Origin of the sequence: Actinoplanes utahensis (genome assembly GCF_016862455.1) — a bacterium.
GTDB classification, from domain to species: Bacteria; Actinomycetota; Actinomycetes; order Mycobacteriales; family Micromonosporaceae; genus Actinoplanes; species Actinoplanes utahensis.
The window spans coordinates 52,422-70,958 of record NZ_BOMZ01000069.1; the positions used below are offsets into that span (position 1 = coordinate 52,422).

Below are 18,537 nucleotides of genomic sequence, written 5' to 3' on the forward strand. Positions count from 1 at the left end.
TGGGGGCGGGGGCAGACGCGGTTCGCGTCAGGCGGCTAACGTCGTGGCCTATGCCGATCGAGGACGGGCAGTGCGCCTGATCGTGAGCGGCTAGCCTAGTGGCCCATGTCGATGAGACACGGGTCCATGTCGATCCTTAACGAGAGGGGTGATGTTCATGTCGCAGCCCACTGAAGCTCAATCCGCCATGATGGCGAGCACGGCCGCGAGGTTCGATGAGGTCAACGGCAGCCTGCAGAGCATGCTGAGCACGCTGATGTCCGAGCTGTCGATGCTCAGCGGCGCGTGGAAGGGCATGGGCGCCAGGGCTTTCGACGAGGTCAAGCAGCAGTACGCGGCCGACCTCAAGAGCCTGAACGACGCGCTCTCCGAGACCGCCGAGGGGATTCGCACGTCCGGCGCCAGCTACGACGCCACCGACAGCGACGCCGCGGCGCGGGTCGCCCAGACCGGCGGCACCTTCACCCTTCCGCTCTGAGTTAACGGAGGACCTCAATGAACGACGGTGTTCTGCTCGTCAATTTCGCCGCTCTCGGTCAGGCCGGCGCCGACATCGAGAGGGCGCTCTCGAAGATGCGCGCCGACCTCGACGAGCTCGAGAGCAAGGGCGCTCAGCTGAGCGAGACCTGGTCCGGTGCGGCCAAGCAGGCCTACGCGGAGCGGCAGGACCGGTGGACGAAGGCGTCCAAGGACCTGGAGATCATCCTGCGGAAGATCCAGGGCGCGGTCCTGGACTCCCAAGAGGACTACGCCAACACCGAGCGGGCGGCGACCAACCGGTTCCAGTGATCCCCACGGGTCGCCCATTCGCGTAATGGCCACACCGGTTCCCGCGGCTACCATCGGTTATTGGATGATCGCTCCAAGCGATCGGTGCATGCCCGCGGGGCCTCGGTGATCTTGCGTTGAGCGTGTCGGCAGCGCTTCCCGGCTGTCAGCACGCCGCCGCCCATTGTGATTGTGGCCTGACCTTGTAGGTTATACGCGTTGAGTTGGCTCGTTGACACGCGTGGGGAGAGGTGGACGTGTCCGAGTGGGAACCGGCTACGGACGCCGAGGTTGCGATGCGCGACGCGTTGCGCACCGACGACCAGGAGTCCTACTTCCGCATTCTCGCCGGTGTCGACCTTCTGTTACCGGTCTCCGCGGACGTGCTCGCCGGCCTCGCGCCGATGGGCTGGGGCACCTGGAGCACCGGTGGTCGCACCCACGTGCTGGCGTTCACGTCGAACGCCGCACTGCGAGCCTGTCTCGCTGACTACACGGGCTCGGCGCGGCGCGTGCCGTATTCCGAGCTCGCCAACACCTGGCCCAACCTCGAATGGTGGCTCGCGGTCAATCCGGGCCTGCCGATCGAGGGCTACCTGCCGGCCTGGTTCGTCGCCCAGCTCGCCCGCGGCGATCTGCGGCTGCCCACCCGCGGTCCCGGACGCGAGGCGCACGGCACCTCGAAGATCCAGGAGCTCGGTGCGGCCGCGCTGGCGGCGAGCCGGTCCGGCAGTGAGGGCGCGGTAGGCGGGCCGACCTACGACCCGGCCCCGGCCGGTTCGAGCCGGCCTGCGGCGGTCCCGTCACCCGCGGCCGCCGCGGCAGCGCCACCGGCTTCTCCCGGTGCTGTTCCGTCCCATTCTTCCGGTGCCGTTCCCTCACCTGTCTCCGGTGCTGTTCCGCCGCTATCCGCCGCTGCTGCGCCGCCTGCCGGTGCTGTTCCGCCGGTGGCTCCCGCGGTGGCTCCGATTCCGCCGGTGGGCGCGACGGCTTCGTCGATGGGTTCCGTGGCCGAGCCGGAGGGCTTCGCCGGGCCCCGGCCCGGAGGCCAGCCTCCGATCGGACCGGGCGGGCTGCCGATCCGGACGCCGAGCGGGACCACGCCGAGTGGCCTTCCGGTGCGGAGCCCCGGTTCGTCGACGGCGCCGGCTCCGTATCAGCCACCGGCCGTCCCGCCGACCGCACCGCAGAGCCCGCCGGGCCTCGCACCGCTTTCCGGCATCCCGGCATCGGGTGCTCCGGCGTCCGGGATCCCCGCTTCTGGATTGCCTGCTTCGGGCTTTCCCTCGCCTGGAGCCGGGACCGGTTCTTCGGCTTTCCCGGCGTCCGGTGCTGGGGCCCCGTCTGGTTTCCCGGCGTCCCGTGCTGGGGCTCCGGCTGGCTTCCCCACGTCCGGGGCTGGGGCCGCTTCCGGTTTCCCCGCGCCTGGTGCTGGGGTCGCTTCTGGTTACCCCGCTTCCGGTGCTGGGACGGGTGCTTCCGGCTTCCCCGCACCCGGGGCTGCGAGATCCGTGCCGGTGTCGGGCGTTCCGGGGTCGGCGCCTGCCTCCGCGATCCCCGCGTCGGGGATTCCGGCGTCCGGCATTCCGGCGTCCGGTGCTCCGGCGCCCGGCCGGGGTGCCACCGGTTCAGGGATGGCCACTCCCGGGTGGGACAAGCCCGGGATGCCGTTCCGGCCGGAGGAGGACCCGCGCGGGCCACTACAGGACCTGAAAGCGCCCCTGCCTGTCCGGACCCCGATGGCGAACACGCCCCCGGTGCCCGAGCACGTCGCGCCGTACGATCCGGCCGAGGCCGCGGTCGACCCGAACTGGGTCGTGAATCAACGAGCCGAGCAGGCCCGGACCGCTTCAGCGAGCGCTCCGCCGCCCGGCATGCCACCGCTGGGTGCCTCGGGGGTTGCGCCGACCAGCGCGCTTCCCGCCGGCGCCGGACCCGCCGCTCCTCTGGGCGTCAACCCGCGGGCCAACCCGCTGCCCGCCGGCGCCCCGCCCGCGAACCCGTTGTCTGCCGGCGCCCCGCCCGCGAACCCGTTGTCTGCCGGCGCCCCGCCCGTGGGTTCCGCTCGGGGAGGTGCACTGCCGCGGCGGCAGCCCGGTCAGTCGACCGGCGGCGGGCCGATGACCAGTATGGCCGGATTCGTCCCGGTTGGCGCTAAGGCGGGTGCCACCCCTCCGCCGCCCGGCCCGGCCATCCGGCCTGCTTCCCCCACGCCCGGCTCGCCGTCGACAGGCCCGGGCGCGCCTCCTGCCGGTCCGGGATCGCCCGCACCGGCTGGATCGGGCGCGGCGGCCGCATTCGGCTCGCCTGCCGGTCCTTCGCCTTCCGGTCCTTCGCCTTCCGGGCAGGAGCCCGGCTCGCCGCCCGGAGCCGGTTCTCAGTTCGGTCAGGGCCCGGGTTCCCCGACCGGCTTCGGCTCGCCGTCCGGTCCCCGCCCGGACGGGCCTCCCGGCCCGGCCTTCGGATCGCCCACGAGCGCCGTTTCCGGCCCTGCTGCTGGTTCCCCGGCCGGCGCCGGGTCTGATCAGGCGTTCGGTTCGCCTGCTGGTGCGGGTTCCGGGTCAGCGTTCGGTTCGCCTGCTGGTGCGGGTTCCGGGTCAGCGTTCGGTTCGCCCGCTGGTGCGGGTTCAGGGGTGGATCCGCGGTCCGGAGCGGGCTTCGGCGCCGGTTCCAGTGGGCAGCAGCCGACCTCTCCGGCGGCTTCGGGTCCGTCGGGTGGGCCCGGTGGAGCTCTGCCGCGTCGTCAGGTCACCCCGCCTTCCGAGCGCCCGGCTTCGATGGCCGCCGCCGCGCAGGCGCTCGGTGCCAACCGGCCCCCGACGGCCGACCCTGCCGCTCCCGCATGGGAGCGAGCGGCCCCACCGGCCGCCGACCGTCCGGGCCAGCCGCCCGCGGGCGACCGCTTCGGGTCTTCGGGGCAGCCGCCCGCAGGCGACCGGATCGGGTCTTCGGGCCAGTCGTCGGCCGCTGACCGGTTCGGGCCTTCCGGGCCGGCGCCGTCGATCACACCGCGTACCGATCCCGAGGAACACCCCGCCGCCACCACGAAGACCAACCTGCTTCCGCCGGTGATCCCGGGTGCGCCCGGCGCCGGCCGCACGGGTTCCGCCTACTCGTCGGGGTCGGGCTCGTCGGGGCCGGGCTACGGTTCCGCCGCGCCGGGTCATGTGGAGGCTGCCGGCGCGGCTCCGCAGGCCTACAGCCCGCCGGCGCCGCCTGTCGGCGGCGCGGCGTACGGGCTTCCCCCACAGGGCAGTCCGGCTTCCGCCTATGCCGCCCAGTCGTATTCCGGTCCGGCTTTCGCGACGCAGGCGTTGCCTGTCGCTCCCAGCGGGTACACCCCGTCGGCGGTCGCGACCAACCTGGGCGTTTCGGGGTCGGCGACCGGTTCGGCGACCGGTTCACGTGGCTCGTCAGCGGTGGATTTCGTGCCGGCCAACGATGTCGAGCGGGAACTGCAGGATGCCGCGGACGCCGGCGACACCGACGTGTTCCTGTCGACGTTGCTGCTGGCGCAGGTTTTGGTGCCGGTCGCCAGTCACTCCCGGCCGGGGAGCGCGCCGGGCGAGTCCGGTTTCGCGTTCTTGCCGGAGGAGGTGGGCGGCGAGCGTTTCCTGATCGTCTTCACCAGCAAGGACCGGCTTTCCGAGCACTTCGGTGAGCCGACGCGTACGGTCGCGGTCCGGTTCTACGAGTTGATCCGGAACTGGCCCGACCCGGCCTGGTCGTTCGCGGTGAACCCGGGCACGCCGGTCGGCGCGAAGTACCCGGGTGCGCAGATAATCGCTCTGGCGAACTGGGCGACCGAGGCCGGTCTGGGCGCGGAGCCCGCCGACGGTCCGGTGGCCGAGTTGGAGGCGGCCCCGGTGCCCGCTCCGGAGCCGGCCAGTGACGAGGCGCAGCAGGCCACCGTCATGCAGAAGACGGTCTCCGCGGAACAGGTCGACTACTACTTGGAACGGGGGTACGACCGGGTCGCCGGCTTCGTGCACCGGGCTTCCGAGGTGGAGCACCTGCGTACCCCGGCCGAGTTGTTCGGCGCTCTCGGGCTGTACTACGAGTCGTCGCCGTTCCAGTCGGACGCCAAGGAGGCGTTCGTGCTGCGCTGGCCGGCGTACCGGCCGAGTCTGTACCGGATTCCCTACGGCGGGCAGAACGAGCAGGCTCTCCGTGCGATGGACGGCTGGGTGATCGAGCGCCCGCCGTTCCGGGGCAACGGTTTCGCGCCGGGTGAGGGCCGGGACGTGATCGCCGAGTTCAAGGTGGACAGTGTCCGGCTGCCGCACGGCGCGCAGCTCTGGAGCATCGACTCGGACGGCAACGAGCGGATGATGGCGATCTTCGACGCGGACGGCCCGCTGTGGCGTCGGGTAGGTGAGTAGTGATGCGTGACGGCTACGTGGTCACCTGGCAGGGCCGGGAGTACGACGCGGCTCCGGACGGTGACCGGGTGCGGATCTATTCCGGTTCGCCGGAGGACGGCTTCGAGGAGATCAAGCCGGGCCGGTACGTTCGTGTGCTGGAGCCGGACGAGTTCGACGAGATGTCGTACGTGCGGACGCTCTGCACCTGGCGGGGTGAGCCGTTCGTGGTTCTCGCCGAGGCGGATTCGTGGCTGCGCCTGGAGTACACCGGCGGTCGTGCCCCGGTGGCCCGGCAGCTGGGTCTCGAGGAGTTCGACTACGGCGTCTACCAGGGCTGGGCTCCGGCCAACGAGGTGCACGACCGGTACGAGCACCGGGTCTGATCAGCGCACTCACCCCGTACCCCCCCAAGCTTGTGAAAGGGCTCCCCGCCAGTGGCAGGGAGCCCTTTCGCCCGTTCCGGGCCCGGTGACCGAGGAGGAGAGAAAGGGGTTGGTCACCGGGTGGATCGGACTTCGCACCGGGTGCCGGGGCGACGGTGCATGGCGGCCTCGGCACTCGGGGTTGGCGCCGGCCCGGGGGATTCGGGGAGTGGGCCGGCGGATGGGGACGGGGGTGGTGGGTCAGCGGACGTGGATGTTCGGCTGTGGGGGGATGGTCATGCCGTCGCCGAGGAAGAAGCTCGGGTGCGGCGGCTGGTTGTACGCGGTGTTCTGCCAGGCGATCGCCGACCGGTACTGCGAGTCGTGCATGAGTGTGGTCAGGCGGGTGCTGGTCGGGATCGGGGTGCTGTAGATCCGCAGGGCGGAGCTGTCGGTCTTGCGCCAGACGACCTCTTCACGCCAGTCGCCGAGGATGTCGCCGGACAGTGCCGGGGTGGCCTTGGTGGTGTTGTTGGAGGTGACGTCGGCGCCGGTCAGCAGGCGGGTGTCGGAGCTGGTGCCGTACTTGCTGACCTTGTTGCTGTCGAGCAGTTCGCGGACCGTGTCGCCGTCCCACCAGAGCAGGAAGTTGATGCCGGTGGGTTCCCGGCCGACCATCGTGCCGGTGGCGCTGAACAGGCCGGTCTCGGTGGCGGACCAGACTTCGGCGCCGGGGCTGCCGGCGTAGACGTCGCCTGCCACACCGCGGCCGTTGTCTCCGTTCGCGGCGGTCTTCCAGAGGATGGCGCCGGTTCTGGCGTCGGCCATCCAGGAGCTCGGCTTGGACGAGTCCTCGTCGACCTTGAAGACTTCGAGGCCGGGGTTGGACCGGTTGAAGTCGCCGACGTGCAGGGCGTCGCCGTGGCCGTTGCCGGTGTTCCACAGCTTGGTGCCGTCGTCGTTCAGTGCCATCGAGCCGTAGACGATCTCGTCCTTGCCGTCCGCGTCAACGTCGGCGACGGAGAGCTGATGGTTACCCTGCCCGGCGTAGGCGCTGTTGCCTGCGGTGCTGGTGTCGAAGGTCCAGCGTCTGGTGAGGGCGCCGTTGCGGAAGTCCCAGGCGGTGATCACCGAGCGGGTGTAGTAGCCGCGGGCCTCGATCAGTGACGGGCGGGCGCCGTCCAGGTACGCGGTCCCGGCGAGGAACCGGTCCACCCGGTTGCCGTACGAGTCACCCCAGCCGCTGACGGTGCCGCGGGCGGGCACGTAGTCCACTGTCGAGAGCGCCGCGCCGGTCTGCCCGTTGAACATGGTCAGGTATTCCGGCCCGGCCAGGATGTACCCGGAGGAGTTGCGGTGGTCGGCGGTCGCGGATCCGATCACCTTGCCGGCGCCGTCGACGGTCCCGTCCGCGGTCTTCATGGCGACTTCGGCCTTGCCGTCGCCGTCGTAGTCGTACACCTGGAACTGGGTGTAGTGCGCCCCGGCCCGAATGTTCTTGCCCAGGTCGATGCGCCACAGCCGGGTGCCCTGAAGGGTGTACGCGTCGACGAATACGTTCCCGGTGTACCCCGACTGCGAGTTGTCCTTGGCGTTCGACGGGTCCCACTTGACGATCAGCTCGTAGTCGCCGTCGCTGTCCACGTCACCGACCGAGGTGTCGTTGGCCGCGTACGTGTAGGCGACCCCGTCCGGTGTGGTTCCACCCGCGGGCACCGACAGCGGCACGTCGAGGTATCCGTTGGCGAGGGCCAGCGACGCCGGCGAGGCTGCCTGTTCGACCCCGGCGACCACGGCCTTGACGGTGTACGACGCGGTCGCCGCCGCCCCGGCGTCCAGGTAGTTCGTGGAACCGGTGATCGGCGTGGTGTTGACCTTGGCCGAGCCGCGGTAGACGTTGAAGGCCACCGAGGTGCTGTCCGTGCCGAGCATCCGCCAGGACACCAGGTTGGCGCTGCCGGAGCGGACGCTGACGACGCCCCGGTCCAGGTCCTCCATCTGTCGCCCGGAAACGGCGGCGGGTGCGGAGGCCGGAGGTGCGGAGGTGGCGGGGGCGGAAGCCGCGGTCAGGATCCACTGCTTGTTGGTGTTGGCGGTGCACGTCTCCTGGATGATCGCGCCGCCGGCCGCCGTACTGGCGTCCTTGTCGCTGACGCAGAGCCCGGAGTTGACGTTCTTGATCTGGTAGCCGGATCCGCTGGGGGCGAACGTGAAGAGCTGGTTGGCGGCCGCGCTGCCACAGGCGTACTGGACCAGCTGAACGCCGCTGGTCCTGCTCTTGGCGGGCACGTCGACGCATTTGCCGCTCTTGACGTTGACCAGGTTGAACTGTCCGGTGGCCCCGGCGGCGGCGAGCCGGAACTGCTGCCAGGCGGCGCCGGCGGTGCAGCCCCACTGCTGGAGCGGGGCGTTGTCAGCGGCGCTGCCGGCCGTCACGTCGAGGCACATGCCGCTCTTGACGACGGACAGGCTGTAGGTGCCGCCGGCTACCGGGGTCGCGCTGGCGGCGGCGTTCGACGGGAGGACGAACCAGCCCACGGCGGCGGTGGCGAGCACGCCGGCGGTGCCGAGGACGGCCAGTTCCCGGGTGTGTCTCTTTCGCATGGATCGCTTCCCGTCGATTCCGCTCGATTACATGTGGGAGCGGTTCCACCGCAACCGACGGTGAGATTAAGCGAGATCCGAGCCGGAGTTGATCTTTTAAAGAACGCTTAAGGGATCGGTAAGGACACTCTCAGGCCGGGGTCTTCAGCCAGCGCAGGATCTCACCGGTCACCACGTCGGGGGTCTCCTGGTGGAGGAAATGGCCGGCCTCGGGGATGAGACGCCACTCGTACGGCGCGGTCACGTAGCGTCCGGAGCCCTGGGCGGTCCGGGGCAGCACGGCGGTGTCCAGCTCACCGTGCAGCTGAAGGGTCGGCACGTTCGACGGCCGCTGCATCAGCTTGACGAACCGGTATCCCTGCAGGCGCAGCGCGCTGCGGGCCACCCAGCGGTACGCCTCCAGGGCGCAGAACGACGCCTGCGGGATCTGCATGGCCTCCCGGCAGCGGGCCGAATATGCCGCGAACTCTGGTGTGGCCGCCCAGCGCGGGCTGCTCCACCTGGCCATCAGCTCACCGACCATGGCGGCGTCGTCACGGGTCAGCACGTGCTCGAACCGGGGCACCTGGAACCGCGCGACGGTGGCCGAGGCGGCGAGCTGGCCGCGCGGATCGGCGAAGACCGCGGCCCGCAGACGCAGCGGGTGCGCGGCGCCGAGCACCACGAGCCGGTTGACCAGTTTCGGATGGAACGAGGCGGCCGCCCAGCCGACCATGCCGCCGGCCCCGGCCCCCACCACGGTCGCCGACCGCTCGCCGAGAGCCCGGATCAGGCCGGTCACGTCGGCGGCCATGGTGTAACCGTCGTACCCCCGCGGGGGTTTGTCGCTCGCGCCGTAGCCGCGCAGATCGATGGCGGCGGCGCGGAATCCCGCGTCCGCGACACGGGTCATGATGTCGTGCCAGGCCCACCAGAACTCGGGGAAGCCGTGCAGGAACAGGACGAGCGGCCCGGTGCCGACCTCAGCGACGTGGAACCGGCTGCCGTTGGCGCCGACGAAGCGGTGACTCCACGGGCCCTCCGTCAGCACGCACGACTCGTCCACCCGACCGCCCATGTCGTCAGCCTATGTCCCGCTGTCACGCCCGATGCCGGGCAGTGGCGAAATGGGGCCGCACTGTGATCATCTGATCTGTTCCGCATCGGTCATCGCCATCAGCGACCCCGGACCGCAGTAGATCCGCACCATCGTCGGCTCCAGCAGCACCCGGACCCGGGAGCCCTGCTCGAGTTCGAGGCCACCGGCGGAGTAGAGGGCGTACCGCTCGCCGTCGTCGGCGATCAGGCCGTAACACGGGCCGCTGCCGCCGACGGTCACCATGCCGGCGACCCATCCGGTGCTCGGCGTCTTGTCACTCGGCTCCCGGGGCGGTTCCTCCACAGGGGATGCGCTCGGAGACGGCGCGGCACTCGCGGGGCTTTCGGTGGGCGTGGCGCTTCCGGCTTGATCGCCACATCCGGTGAGGACGACCCCCACTGCCAGGACCAGACCGATTTCGTACGTGAGGCGCGTGCGCATGAGCCCATTCCTTCCCGCGTCAGGCGTAGAGGATGGGACGAATCGCCGTGGCATCCGGTTCCCGCGCACGGCACCCGGCTCAGCGCCGCGCGTGCGGTCGTGAAAGACCGGCACATGCCCCGAAGGCCGGCGGCGCGCTCGCGCTACCGGCCTTCGGGGCAGTTCCGTCAGTCTTCCGGTTTGGCCGTCTTCAGGCCGGACGAGATCAGGTCCATCACGGTCGAGTCCTGCAGCGTCGTCACGTCACCGAGCGACCGGTTCTCCGCCACGTCGCGCAGCAGCCGCCGCATGATCTTGCCGGATCGCGTCTTCGGCAGCTCGGTGACCAGCAGGATCTGGCGGGGCTTGGCGATCGGGCCGAGGGTCTTGGCCACGTGGTCGCGCAGATCCTTGATCAGCTGTTCGCCGGCGTCGCCCTCGGCGTCCACATTGCCGCGCGGAATGGTGAACGCGACGATCGCCTGCCCGGTCGTCGGGTCGGTCGCGCCGACCACCGCGGCCTCGGCCACCGACGGGTGCGACACCAGCGCCGACTCCACCTCGGTCGTCGAGATGTTGTGCCCGGAGACCAGCATGACGTCGTCGACCCGGCCGAGCAGCCAGAGCGCGCCGTCGGAGTCCTTCTTCGCGCCGTCGCCGGCGAAGTAGAAGCCCTCGAACCGCGACCAGTACGTGTCGATGAAACGCTGGTCGTCACCCCAGATGCCGCGCAGCATCGACGGCCACGGCTCGGTCAGCACCAGGAAACCGCCGCCGCCGTTCGGCACCGACTGCGCCTGGTCGTCGATCACGTCGGCGCCGATGCCGGGCAGCGGGGTCATCGCCGAACCCGGCTTCGTCTCGGTCACCCCGGGCAGCGGGGAGATCATGATCGAGCCGGTCTCGGTCTGCCACCAGGTGTCCACGATCGGGGCGCGCTCCCGGCCGACGTGCTGCCGGTACCACATCCACGCCTCGGGGTTGATCGGCTCGCCGACGCTGCCGAGAACCCGCAGCGACGACAGGTCGTACCCGGCGGGGATGTCGTCGCCCCACTTCATCATGGTCCGGATCAGGGTCGGCGCGGTGTAGAGGATCGACACCTTGTACTTGTCGACGATCTGCCAGAAACGGCCGCGGTCCGGGGTGTCCGGCGTGCCCTCGTACATCACCTGGGTCGCGCCGTTGGAGAGCGGCCCGTAGACGATGTAGGAGTGCCCGGTCACCCAGCCGATGTCGGCCGTGCACCAGTAGACGTCGGTCTCCGGCTTGAGGTCGAACACCGCATGATGGGTGTACGAGGTCTGGGTCAGGTAACCGCCGGTGGTGTGCAGGATGCCCTTCGGCTTACCGGTGGTGCCGGAGGTGTAGAGGATGAAGAGCGGGTGCTCGGAGTCGAACGCCTGCGGCTGGTGCTCCGGGCTGGCCTGCTCGACGGTCTCGTGCCACCACTGGTCCTTGTCGGTCCAGGCGACCTCCTGGCCGGTCCGCCGGACCACCAGCACGTGCTCGATGCGGCCGGTCCGCGCCACCGCCTCGTCCACGGTGGGCTTGAGTGCCGACGGCTTGCCCCGCCGGTACCCGCCGTCCGCGGTGATCACGACCTTGGCGGACGCGTCCTCGATCCGGGTGGCGAGCGCGTCCACCGAGAAACCGCCGAACACGACGCTGTGCGTCGCCCCGATCCGGGCGCAGGCGAGCATCGCCACCGCCGCCTCCGGGATCATCGGCATGTAGATCATCACGCGGTCGCCCGCGGTGACGCCCAGCTCGAGGAGCGTGTTCGCCGCCTGGCTGACCAGCTTCTGCAGGTCCGAGTACGTGACGGTGCGGGTGTCGCCGGGCTCGCCCTCCCAGTGGATGGCCACCCGGTCGCCCAGGCCGGCCTCGACATGCCGGTCCACGCAGTTGTAGGCCAGGTTCAGCTCGCCGCCGACGAACCATTTCGCGAACGGCGGGTTCGACCAGTCCAGGATCTGGTCCCACGGTTTGGCCCAGGTCAGACGCTCGGCCTGCTTCGCCCAGAAGGCGAGCCGGTCGGTGGCGGCCTCCGCATAGGCGTCAGCCTTCACATTGGCGTTCGCCGCCAGGTCGGCGGGCGGCGGGAACCGCCGCGTCTCCGAGGACAGATTCTCCAATGTCTCACTCATGAGGGCGGCTCCTCTGCCGTGACCGGGGTCTCTTCGTTGCACACTAGTTGCGCCGGTGTGCCCGGCGAAGGTCTGCACGTCACCTCGCGCCCGATGGCGTCGTGCGCGCGCCGACCGGCCGATCGATGATCGCTACTGCGCGAATCTTGCCAGTTCCAAGCTCATTTGTGCACCCCGTGTTTCCGCTGTTTTACCGCCGGGGGCGTTCACTACCGTGGTCACGTGGATCCACTAGCCCCGCTGCTCGACCTCGCCGAGGTCGCCCCCGCCTTCGCGGCCGCCCGAGAGTCCGTCGACGCCGCCCACCGGCATCGAGCCCTGCGTCGGCACGGCGGTCAGGTCGCCGCGGAGGCCAGCCTCCGCGCCGCGGTCGCCAGCGCCGCGCTGGAGGGCAGCCGATACGACCTCGACGAGGTGCGCGGCGGCACCGTCACCGATCCCGTCGTGCAGGGCGCCCTGCGGGTCGCCGAGTCCCTCCCCGGCCTGGTCGACCTTTGGGGCCGCGCGCCCCGACAGGTCCTCGCCAAACTGCACGTCCTGGCCGCCCGCGGCGTCGTCCACGACCACGACCTGGGCCGGCTCACCTCCGCCGCGGAGCGGATCGACGCCCTGGCCGGGCTGGTCGCCGGCAACGAGACCACCCCGCCGATGCTGCTCGCCGCCGTCGTGCACGCGGAACTCATCACCCTGCGGCCGTTCGCCGGCCCGGCCGGTGTGGTGGCCCGGGCCGCGGCCCGCCTCACCCTGATCGGCCGCGGCTTCGACCCGCGCGGCCTGGTCGCCGTCGAGGTCGGGCACCTGGAGCGGGAGCCGGAGTACACCGGATCGGCCGGCGCCTACGCCACCGGGACCCCCGACGGCGTACGGTCCTGGCTGCGGCACTACGCCGCGGCGATCACGGCCGGCGCCGGAGAAATCACCGCCATCGGCGACGGTGTCCTCGCGGCGGTCTGACGGCTGCATACTTCAGGGCGTGGGTTCGCACTGGGTCCGCCCGTACACGCCGGGCACCGGACGCTGGATAGTGATCGGCTGGGAAGCCGCCGCGCTCGCCCTCCTCACCTGGGCCTCGATCCGTCAGTTCGATCTGATCGGGCACGGGGTCCGCGCGGTGGCCTGCGTGCTGGCCGCGGTCTGGGTGATCGGCGCCTGGCGGATCCTCGAGCACGGCGTCTACGTCAGCCCCGACGGCGTGCTGATCCGCGGTCTGGTCCGGTCCCGGCGGATGCGCTGGCGCGACGTGGCCGGGGTGCATCTGCAGCAGAAGATCCACAAGGTGGGGCGCTGGGAGCTCCAGAAAGACCTGACCGTCCTGATCGAGAGGCACGACGGGGCGACGGTGAACACCGAGCTGTGGGCGCAGGGTGTCGACTTCCACGCCCGGCCCAAGCTCTTCCGGGCCGTCTATCAGGAGATCCGCAACCGGCATCAGTCGGCCCGCCGTTGACCGATCCTCCGCTGACACGGAAGAGCCGGCGTCCCGCTCGGGGGCGCCGGCTGTGCGCGTCCGGACCGGGTTATCAAGCGTGCACCTGGGTCGTTGTCGACGGTCCAGAACCCCGGAGGGCTGAGGTCCCGTCGCAACGTGCCTGCCGTGGCTGATCGCGCGTGGGTTCCCGGTGGCCGTGCACGGTGCCCGAATCAACAGGCCCGCGAGTTCTTTCTACGCCGCCCTCCGGCTTGATCGCCAGGCTTTGCGAAGAACGAGGACCGAAAGAGGAAAGCTCAGACGTTCTCAGGCGACGGCGGCGCGGGTGCGGCGATGACGGCCATAGAGAGCGACACCGATGGCGACACCGACCCCCACACCCAGGGCCGCGGCGACGGGCACGGCAGGGCGATCCCGGAGGCGCTTTCCGAGGGGTACGGGGTGACGGAACTCGAGGACCGGCCAGGAACGCAGAGCGGCTACCCGGCGTAGCGCCCGATCCGGGTTGACGGCACTCGGATGCCCCACCGACTCCAGCAGCGGCAGATCACTGCTGGAATCCGAATACGCGTAACACTGGGTGAGGTCGTAGCCCCGCTCCTCGGCCAGCCGGCGCACCCCCACGACCTTCGCCGGGCCCGCCGAGTAGAACTCCACGGCCCCGCTGTAACGCCCGTCGACGATCGCCATCCGGGTCGCGATGACATCGGTGATGCCGAGCAGCGCGCCGATCGGGCGGACCATCTCGTCACCGGACGCCGAGACCAGCACCACATCCCGCCCCGCCGCCTGGTGCTCGGCGATCAGCGCGGCTGCCTCCGCGTACACATAAGGGTTGATCAGATCATTCAGCGTCTCGGCGACGATCTGCTGCACCTGCTCGACCCGCCAGCCCTTGCACAGGGCGGCCATGTAGTCGCGGGTGCGGGCCATCGACTGCTCGTCGGTGCCGCCGCCGAGGCGGAACATCAGCTGGGCATAGGCGGTCTTCACCACATCACGGCGGCTGATCAGGCCATCACGATAGAACGGCCGTCCGAAGGCCAGCGCGCTGGACTTGGCGATGACGGTCTTGTCGAGGTCGAAAAAGGCGGCGCTCAGGCCCACGGGCCGAAAGTGTAGCCGCAACGCGCTCGCCACGACTGCCCCGCCGTCGCGAAGCGCCCGCTCGTGACACACGGTGAAAACACTCAGACGGATACGAGCACCCCAGGCAGTGATATTCGGTACTCGACGGGGACACTCAGTCTGAGGCAAACTTGTGTTTGCTACCGGCTTAGTGACTACTCAGTGCGCTGAGTGACAACAGTTTCGATCGATTTCCGGTGATTGCGCCCCCCGCGATCGCCGGGCGATTCGGCTCGACCCCCCCGGAGCCGAATCCAAGGACGGCCCCCGTCTCCCCCGGCGGGGGTCGTTCCCTTTCTCCCGCACCGGGGTCCGGCTTGTCAGGCGCCGGTGGCCTGGGACCGGTCGCTGTCCCGGTCCGCGGCGCTCCCGGCGTCGACCAGGCCGAAGAAGTCGGAGAGGCCGGTCACCGTCAGGACCCGGCGGAACGTGTCGCTCGGGTTGATCACCCGGAAGTCGACGCCGTGGGCGGTCGCCGTCCGATAGCCCTCTATCAACGCGCCCAGACCGGTCGAGTCGATGAAGGCGGCGTCCGCCAGGTCGACCAGGAGCAGCGGTGGCGACCAGTCGGTGACGGCGTCGTGCAGACCTTGGGCGACCTCGTCGGAGTTCGAAAAGTCGATCTCGCCGAACACGGTGACCGTCACCGTGCCGTCGTCGGCGAGCGTCGTCCTGATCGAAGTCTCCATGCATGGCTCCAACGGTCGTATGAGCCATCGAACATACCCAACCGGGAACGTGACATAACCCGGGCGTAGCAGATCCACCCCCGGCCCGGGACCTGTCCACAGACAGCGGTCGTCCACAGCCGTGGTTGTCGCCCCCGTCCGGCTCCGGCGACGGTGGGCGCCCAACCCGCCGCTCCCGCTGGAGGTCAGTGAATGCCCGCCCCGCGACGTCCACTGCTCGTGACCGCCGACCCGGACCTGCTCGACGATCTGTTGCGCCTCGCCGCGGTGGGCGGCGCCGACACCGACGTCGCGCCCGACCCGGCCGCCGCCCGGGCGCGCTGGTCCGGCGCACCGTTCGTGCTGGTCGGGGTGGACCAGGCGGCGGCCTGCCTGCGCGCCCGGCTGCCCCGCCGCACCAGAGTCGTCCTGATCGGGCACGCCGGAGCCATCGCCCCGGCGTGGAACGTGGCCGATCTGCTCGGCGCCGAGCACGTGGCAGTCCTGCCCGAAGCCGATTCGTGGGTGATGGACCTCTTCGCGCAGCGGTCCGGCGAGCCCGCGGTCTCCCGCACGCTCGCGGTGATCGGCGGTCGCGGTGGCGCCGGAGCGAGCATCCTCGCGGCCGGGCTGGCCACCACCGCCGTGCGGGTCGGCCACCGGACCCTGCTCATCGACGGTGACCCGCTCGGTGGTGGCCTCGACCTGGTGCTCGGCTGGGAGGAGGTGAGCGGGCTGCGCTGGTCCGCGCTCGCCGGGGCGGACGGGCGGGTCGATCCGCCGGCGCTGCTCGGCGCCCTGCCGAACCGTGGCGATCTGGTGCTGCTCTCGTTCGACCGGGCCGAGCTGCCCGGCGTCCCGATCGAGGCGATGGCCGCGACCCTGGACGCGGCCCGGCGCGGACGGGACGTGATCATCGCGGATCTGCCGAGGCAACTCGACGACGCGGCGCTGCTCGCCTTGCAGGCGGCCGACCGGACCCTGCTGGTGGTGCCGGCCGAGCTGCGCGCCACGGCTTCGGCAGCGCGTACGGCTGCTGTCGTCGCAGCCCACTGCGAGAACCTCGCGGTCGTCGTCCGTGGCCCGGCGCCGGGGAATCTGCGGGCCCGGGACATCGCCGCCGCGCTGCACCTGCCCCTCGCCGGAACGCTGCGCCCGGAGCCCGCGGTCTGCCGCGGCATCGAGGAGGGTCGCGCCCCCACCGCCGACGGCAAAGGTCACCTGGCCGCCCTCTGCCATCACCTGATCAGCGACCTGACCCGCACCCCGACCTCGAAGGCGGCGGCATGACGAGGGCGGTCGAGGACGCCACCGGGCGGGTCCGGCGGCGGTTCGCCCACGAGGGGCGGGAAGCGACTCCCGCCGCCGTGGTCAGCGCGGTCCGGCAGGAGACCACCGTGCTCGGCGACATGGCCGTGCTCCGGATGGCCGGGCAGGTGCGTGACGAACTGATCGGAGCCGGCCCGCTCGCGCCGCTGCTCGCGGACCCTCTGGTGACCGATGTCCTGGTGACCGGTCTGCAGGTCTGGGTGGACCGGGGAGCGGGTCTGGAACGCGCGGCGGTCCGGCTCACCGACGCCGGGGAGGTGCGCCGGCTCGCGCAGCGGCTGGTCGCTGCCTGCGGGCGGCGTCTCGACGACGGGCAGCCCTACGCCGACGCCCGCCTGCCCGACGGAACCCGGTTGCACGCGGTGCTGCCGCCGGTCGCCGTCAACGGTCCGTGTCTGTCCCTGCGTACCTTCCGGCATCGGCCGTTCACCCTCGACGACCTGGTTCGGCACGGCGCGGTCGCCCCGGAGGCGGCGGAGGTGCTGGCCGCCGTGGTGCGGGCGCGACTGGCGTACCTGGTGACCGGCGGCACCGGCAGCGGGAAGACCACCCTGCTCGCCACGCTCCTCGGCCTGGTGCCCCCGACCGAGCGGATCGTGCTCGTCGAGGACGCCGCCGAACTGCGCCCCGTCCATCCGCACGTGGTGACCCTTCAGGCCCGGACCGCCAACGTCGAGGGAGCCGGCGCGATCGGCCTGACCGACCTGGTCCGGCAGGCGCTGCGGATGCGGCCCGACCGGGTGGTGATCGGCGAGTGCCGCGGCGCCGAGATCGTCGACCTCCTCGGCGCGATGAACACCGGCCACGAGGGCGGGGCGGGAACCCTGCACGCCAACGCGCCGGGCGACGTGCCGGCCCGGCTGGAGGCCCTCGGCATGCTGGGCGGCCTCCCCCGGGCGGCGCTGCACGCCCAGGTGGTCGCGGCCTTGCAGGTGATCCTGCATCTGCGGCGTACGGACACCGGCCGCACCCTGGAATCGATAAGCGTCCTGCAGCCCAGCGGCCCGGACCGGCTGGCGACCGTGGTCCCCGCCTGGCAGCGTGAGCACGGCGCCGCCCCCGGCGCCGCGGCCCTGGCCCGCCTGTTCCACGACCGCGACACCGAGATCCCCCCGGTGATCGCCGGACCCGCCCCGGTGGCACCGCCACCCGTCGCCGGCCCGGACACCGGAGTACTGCCGTCGATCAGCGGGTGGCCGTCGTGAACTGGCTGCTCGCGACACTTCTGACAGGCGCGGCAGTGCTGGCCGCCCGCCCCGGCTCAGCCGCCCGGGAACGACTGCTCGGGCCACGCCGGTGGCCCGAGCCGTCCCTGCCGCGCCGCGCGGTCCGGGCAGTGCTCGCCGGTCCCCGCTGGAGGCTGCTCGCCGCCGCCACCGGGACCGCCGGCCTGGCCGCGGGCCTCGCCGGCGGTCCGGTGGGCGCGGGGATCGCCGTCACCTACGTCGGTCTGGGCCTGCACGAAGGGAACCGCGCCGCCCGCCGCAAGCGCGTGGGCGCCCACCATGCCGCCGCTCTCGACGAACTGTCCGCCCTGGTCGCCGACCTCCGTGCCGGAGTGCCTCCGTTGTCGGTGGCCGCGAACCGATCCCGCTCGGCGAACGGTGACGATCGAATCGACCGGCTGACCGACGCGGTCTGGCGTCTCGCCGAACGCACCGGGGCACCGGCCGCCGACCTGCTCGAACGCGTCGAACGCGATGCACGTGCCGCCGGACGTTCCGCCAAGGCCGCCGCGGCCCAGGCCGCCGGCGCCCAGACCACAGCCGTCCTGCTCGCGGCCCTGCCACTGGCCGGGATCGCCCTGGGCACGGTGATCGGCGGCGACCCGGCCGCGGTCCTGCTGCACACCCCGTGGGGCGCGGCCTGCGCGATCACCGCCCTGGCCCTGCAATGCGCCGGCCTGAAGTGGTCGCAGCACCTGACCGGAAAGGCGATCCGATGACGTGCGGCCTCACCGCGCTGCTGCGGCCCGGCGGCCCGGTACGCGTGCCCTTCCGCGAATGCTGCGCCGCAGCCCTGTTCGGCGCCGACGGCGTGACCGCCTCCTGCAACGCGCTCGCCACACCGCGGCCCCCGTCCCGCACGGCCCGCGACACGATCGCCGACGACCCTTCTCCGGTACGGGTCGAGCACCCGCCCTCACGAGGCGCGCGTTCCCCGGCCGCTCCGGCCCGAGGCGCGCGTTCCCCGGCCGCTCCGGCCCGAGGCGCGCGTTCCCCGGCCGCTCCGGCCCA

General features: G+C 71.5%; 16 protein-coding genes. 10 read left to right on the forward strand and 6 right to left on the reverse strand.

What is annotated here, in order from left to right; translation table 11 throughout:
- Positions 1 to 157 precede the first annotated feature (157 nt).
- The 4 genes from Aut01nite_RS23780 (at position 158) to Aut01nite_RS23795 (ending at position 5,515) form a co-directional block, all read left to right on the forward strand.
- Entirely contained in the window at positions 158 to 478 is a 321-nt protein-coding gene (locus Aut01nite_RS23780; RefSeq protein ID WP_043522889.1) for a WXG100 family type VII secretion target, read from the forward strand.
- 17 nt (positions 479 to 495) lie between these two features.
- On the forward strand, positions 496 to 789 hold the full coding sequence (locus Aut01nite_RS23785; protein ID WP_043522760.1) for a WXG100 family type VII secretion target: 294 nt from the start codon (positions 496 to 498) through the stop codon (positions 787 to 789).
- Positions 790 to 1,064: 275 nt separating this feature from the next.
- Positions 1,065 to 5,150 (forward strand): SseB family protein, encoded by a 4,086-nt coding sequence (locus Aut01nite_RS45140; RefSeq protein ID WP_507762683.1) that lies wholly within the window; start codon positions 1,065 to 1,067, stop codon positions 5,148 to 5,150.
- A complete protein-coding gene (locus Aut01nite_RS23795; RefSeq protein ID WP_043522758.1) occupies positions 5,150 to 5,515 on the forward strand; it encodes a UCP033725 family protein in 366 nt (121 codons plus the stop codon). The genes Aut01nite_RS45140 and Aut01nite_RS23795 overlap by 1 nt, the downstream gene beginning before the upstream one ends.
- A gap of 240 nt (positions 5,516 to 5,755) precedes the next feature.
- On the opposite strand, the gene Aut01nite_RS23800 is transcribed toward Aut01nite_RS23795, so the two are convergent.
- From Aut01nite_RS23800 to acs, 4 genes are all read right to left on the reverse strand, one after another.
- A complete protein-coding gene (locus Aut01nite_RS23800) occupies positions 5,756 to 8,098 on the reverse strand; it encodes a rhamnogalacturonan lyase family protein (RefSeq protein ID WP_083998505.1) in 2,343 nt (780 codons plus the stop codon).
- Between the two features lie 130 nt (positions 8,099 to 8,228).
- Entirely contained in the window at positions 8,229 to 9,155 is a 927-nt protein-coding gene (locus Aut01nite_RS23805) for an alpha/beta fold hydrolase (protein ID WP_043522753.1), read from the reverse strand.
- Positions 9,156 to 9,221: 66 nt separating this feature from the next.
- Entirely contained in the window at positions 9,222 to 9,479 is a 258-nt protein-coding gene (locus tag Aut01nite_RS23810; RefSeq protein WP_236642530.1) for a hypothetical protein, read from the reverse strand.
- 305 nt (positions 9,480 to 9,784) lie between these two features.
- Entirely contained in the window at positions 9,785 to 11,746 is a 1,962-nt protein-coding gene (gene acs, locus Aut01nite_RS23815) for an acetate--CoA ligase (RefSeq protein WP_043522750.1), read from the reverse strand.
- 222 nt (positions 11,747 to 11,968) lie between these two features.
- On the opposite strand from acs, the gene Aut01nite_RS23820 reads away from it, so the two are divergent.
- Positions 11,969 to 12,700, forward strand: a complete 732-nt coding sequence (locus Aut01nite_RS23820; RefSeq protein WP_043522749.1) for a Fic family protein — start codon at positions 11,969 to 11,971, stop codon at positions 12,698 to 12,700.
- A 19-nt stretch (positions 12,701 to 12,719) separates the two neighbouring features.
- Positions 12,720 to 13,193: a PH domain-containing protein gene (locus Aut01nite_RS23825; protein WP_043522748.1), complete on the forward strand. Its 474-nt coding sequence runs from the start codon at positions 12,720 to 12,722 to the stop codon at positions 13,191 to 13,193.
- Positions 13,194 to 13,481: 288 nt separating this feature from the next.
- Here Aut01nite_RS23825 and Aut01nite_RS23830 read toward each other — a convergent pair whose 3' ends face one another.
- Together Aut01nite_RS23830 and Aut01nite_RS23835 are read right to left on the reverse strand one after the other, a co-directional pair.
- On the reverse strand, positions 13,482 to 14,282 hold the full coding sequence (locus tag Aut01nite_RS23830) for an HAD family hydrolase (RefSeq protein WP_043522746.1): 801 nt from the start codon (positions 14,280 to 14,282) through the stop codon (positions 13,482 to 13,484).
- 341 nt (positions 14,283 to 14,623) lie between these two features.
- Positions 14,624 to 14,992, reverse strand: a complete 369-nt coding sequence (locus tag Aut01nite_RS23835) for an STAS domain-containing protein (RefSeq protein WP_043522745.1) — start codon at positions 14,990 to 14,992, stop codon at positions 14,624 to 14,626.
- Between the two features lie 192 nt (positions 14,993 to 15,184).
- Between Aut01nite_RS23835 and ssd the strand changes: the two genes are divergently transcribed.
- The 4 genes from ssd to Aut01nite_RS23855 form a co-directional block, all read left to right on the forward strand.
- A complete protein-coding gene (gene ssd / locus Aut01nite_RS23840) occupies positions 15,185 to 16,261 on the forward strand; it encodes a septum site-determining protein Ssd (protein WP_083998504.1) in 1,077 nt (358 codons plus the stop codon).
- Positions 16,258 to 17,505 (forward strand): TadA family conjugal transfer-associated ATPase, encoded by a 1,248-nt coding sequence (locus Aut01nite_RS23845; protein ID WP_043522743.1) that lies wholly within the window; start codon positions 16,258 to 16,260, stop codon positions 17,503 to 17,505. The genes ssd and Aut01nite_RS23845 overlap by 4 nt, the downstream gene beginning before the upstream one ends.
- Positions 17,502 to 18,245 carry a hypothetical protein gene (locus tag Aut01nite_RS23850; RefSeq protein ID WP_236642529.1) on the forward strand — a complete coding sequence of 248 codons (744 nt, stop codon included), beginning with the start codon at positions 17,502 to 17,504 and terminating at the stop codon, positions 18,243 to 18,245. The genes Aut01nite_RS23845 and Aut01nite_RS23850 overlap by 4 nt, the downstream gene beginning before the upstream one ends.
- On the forward strand, positions 18,242 to 18,537 hold a 296-nt coding region (locus Aut01nite_RS23855; RefSeq protein WP_204037662.1), incomplete at its 3' end, for a hypothetical protein. The genes Aut01nite_RS23850 and Aut01nite_RS23855, both read left to right, overlap by 4 nt.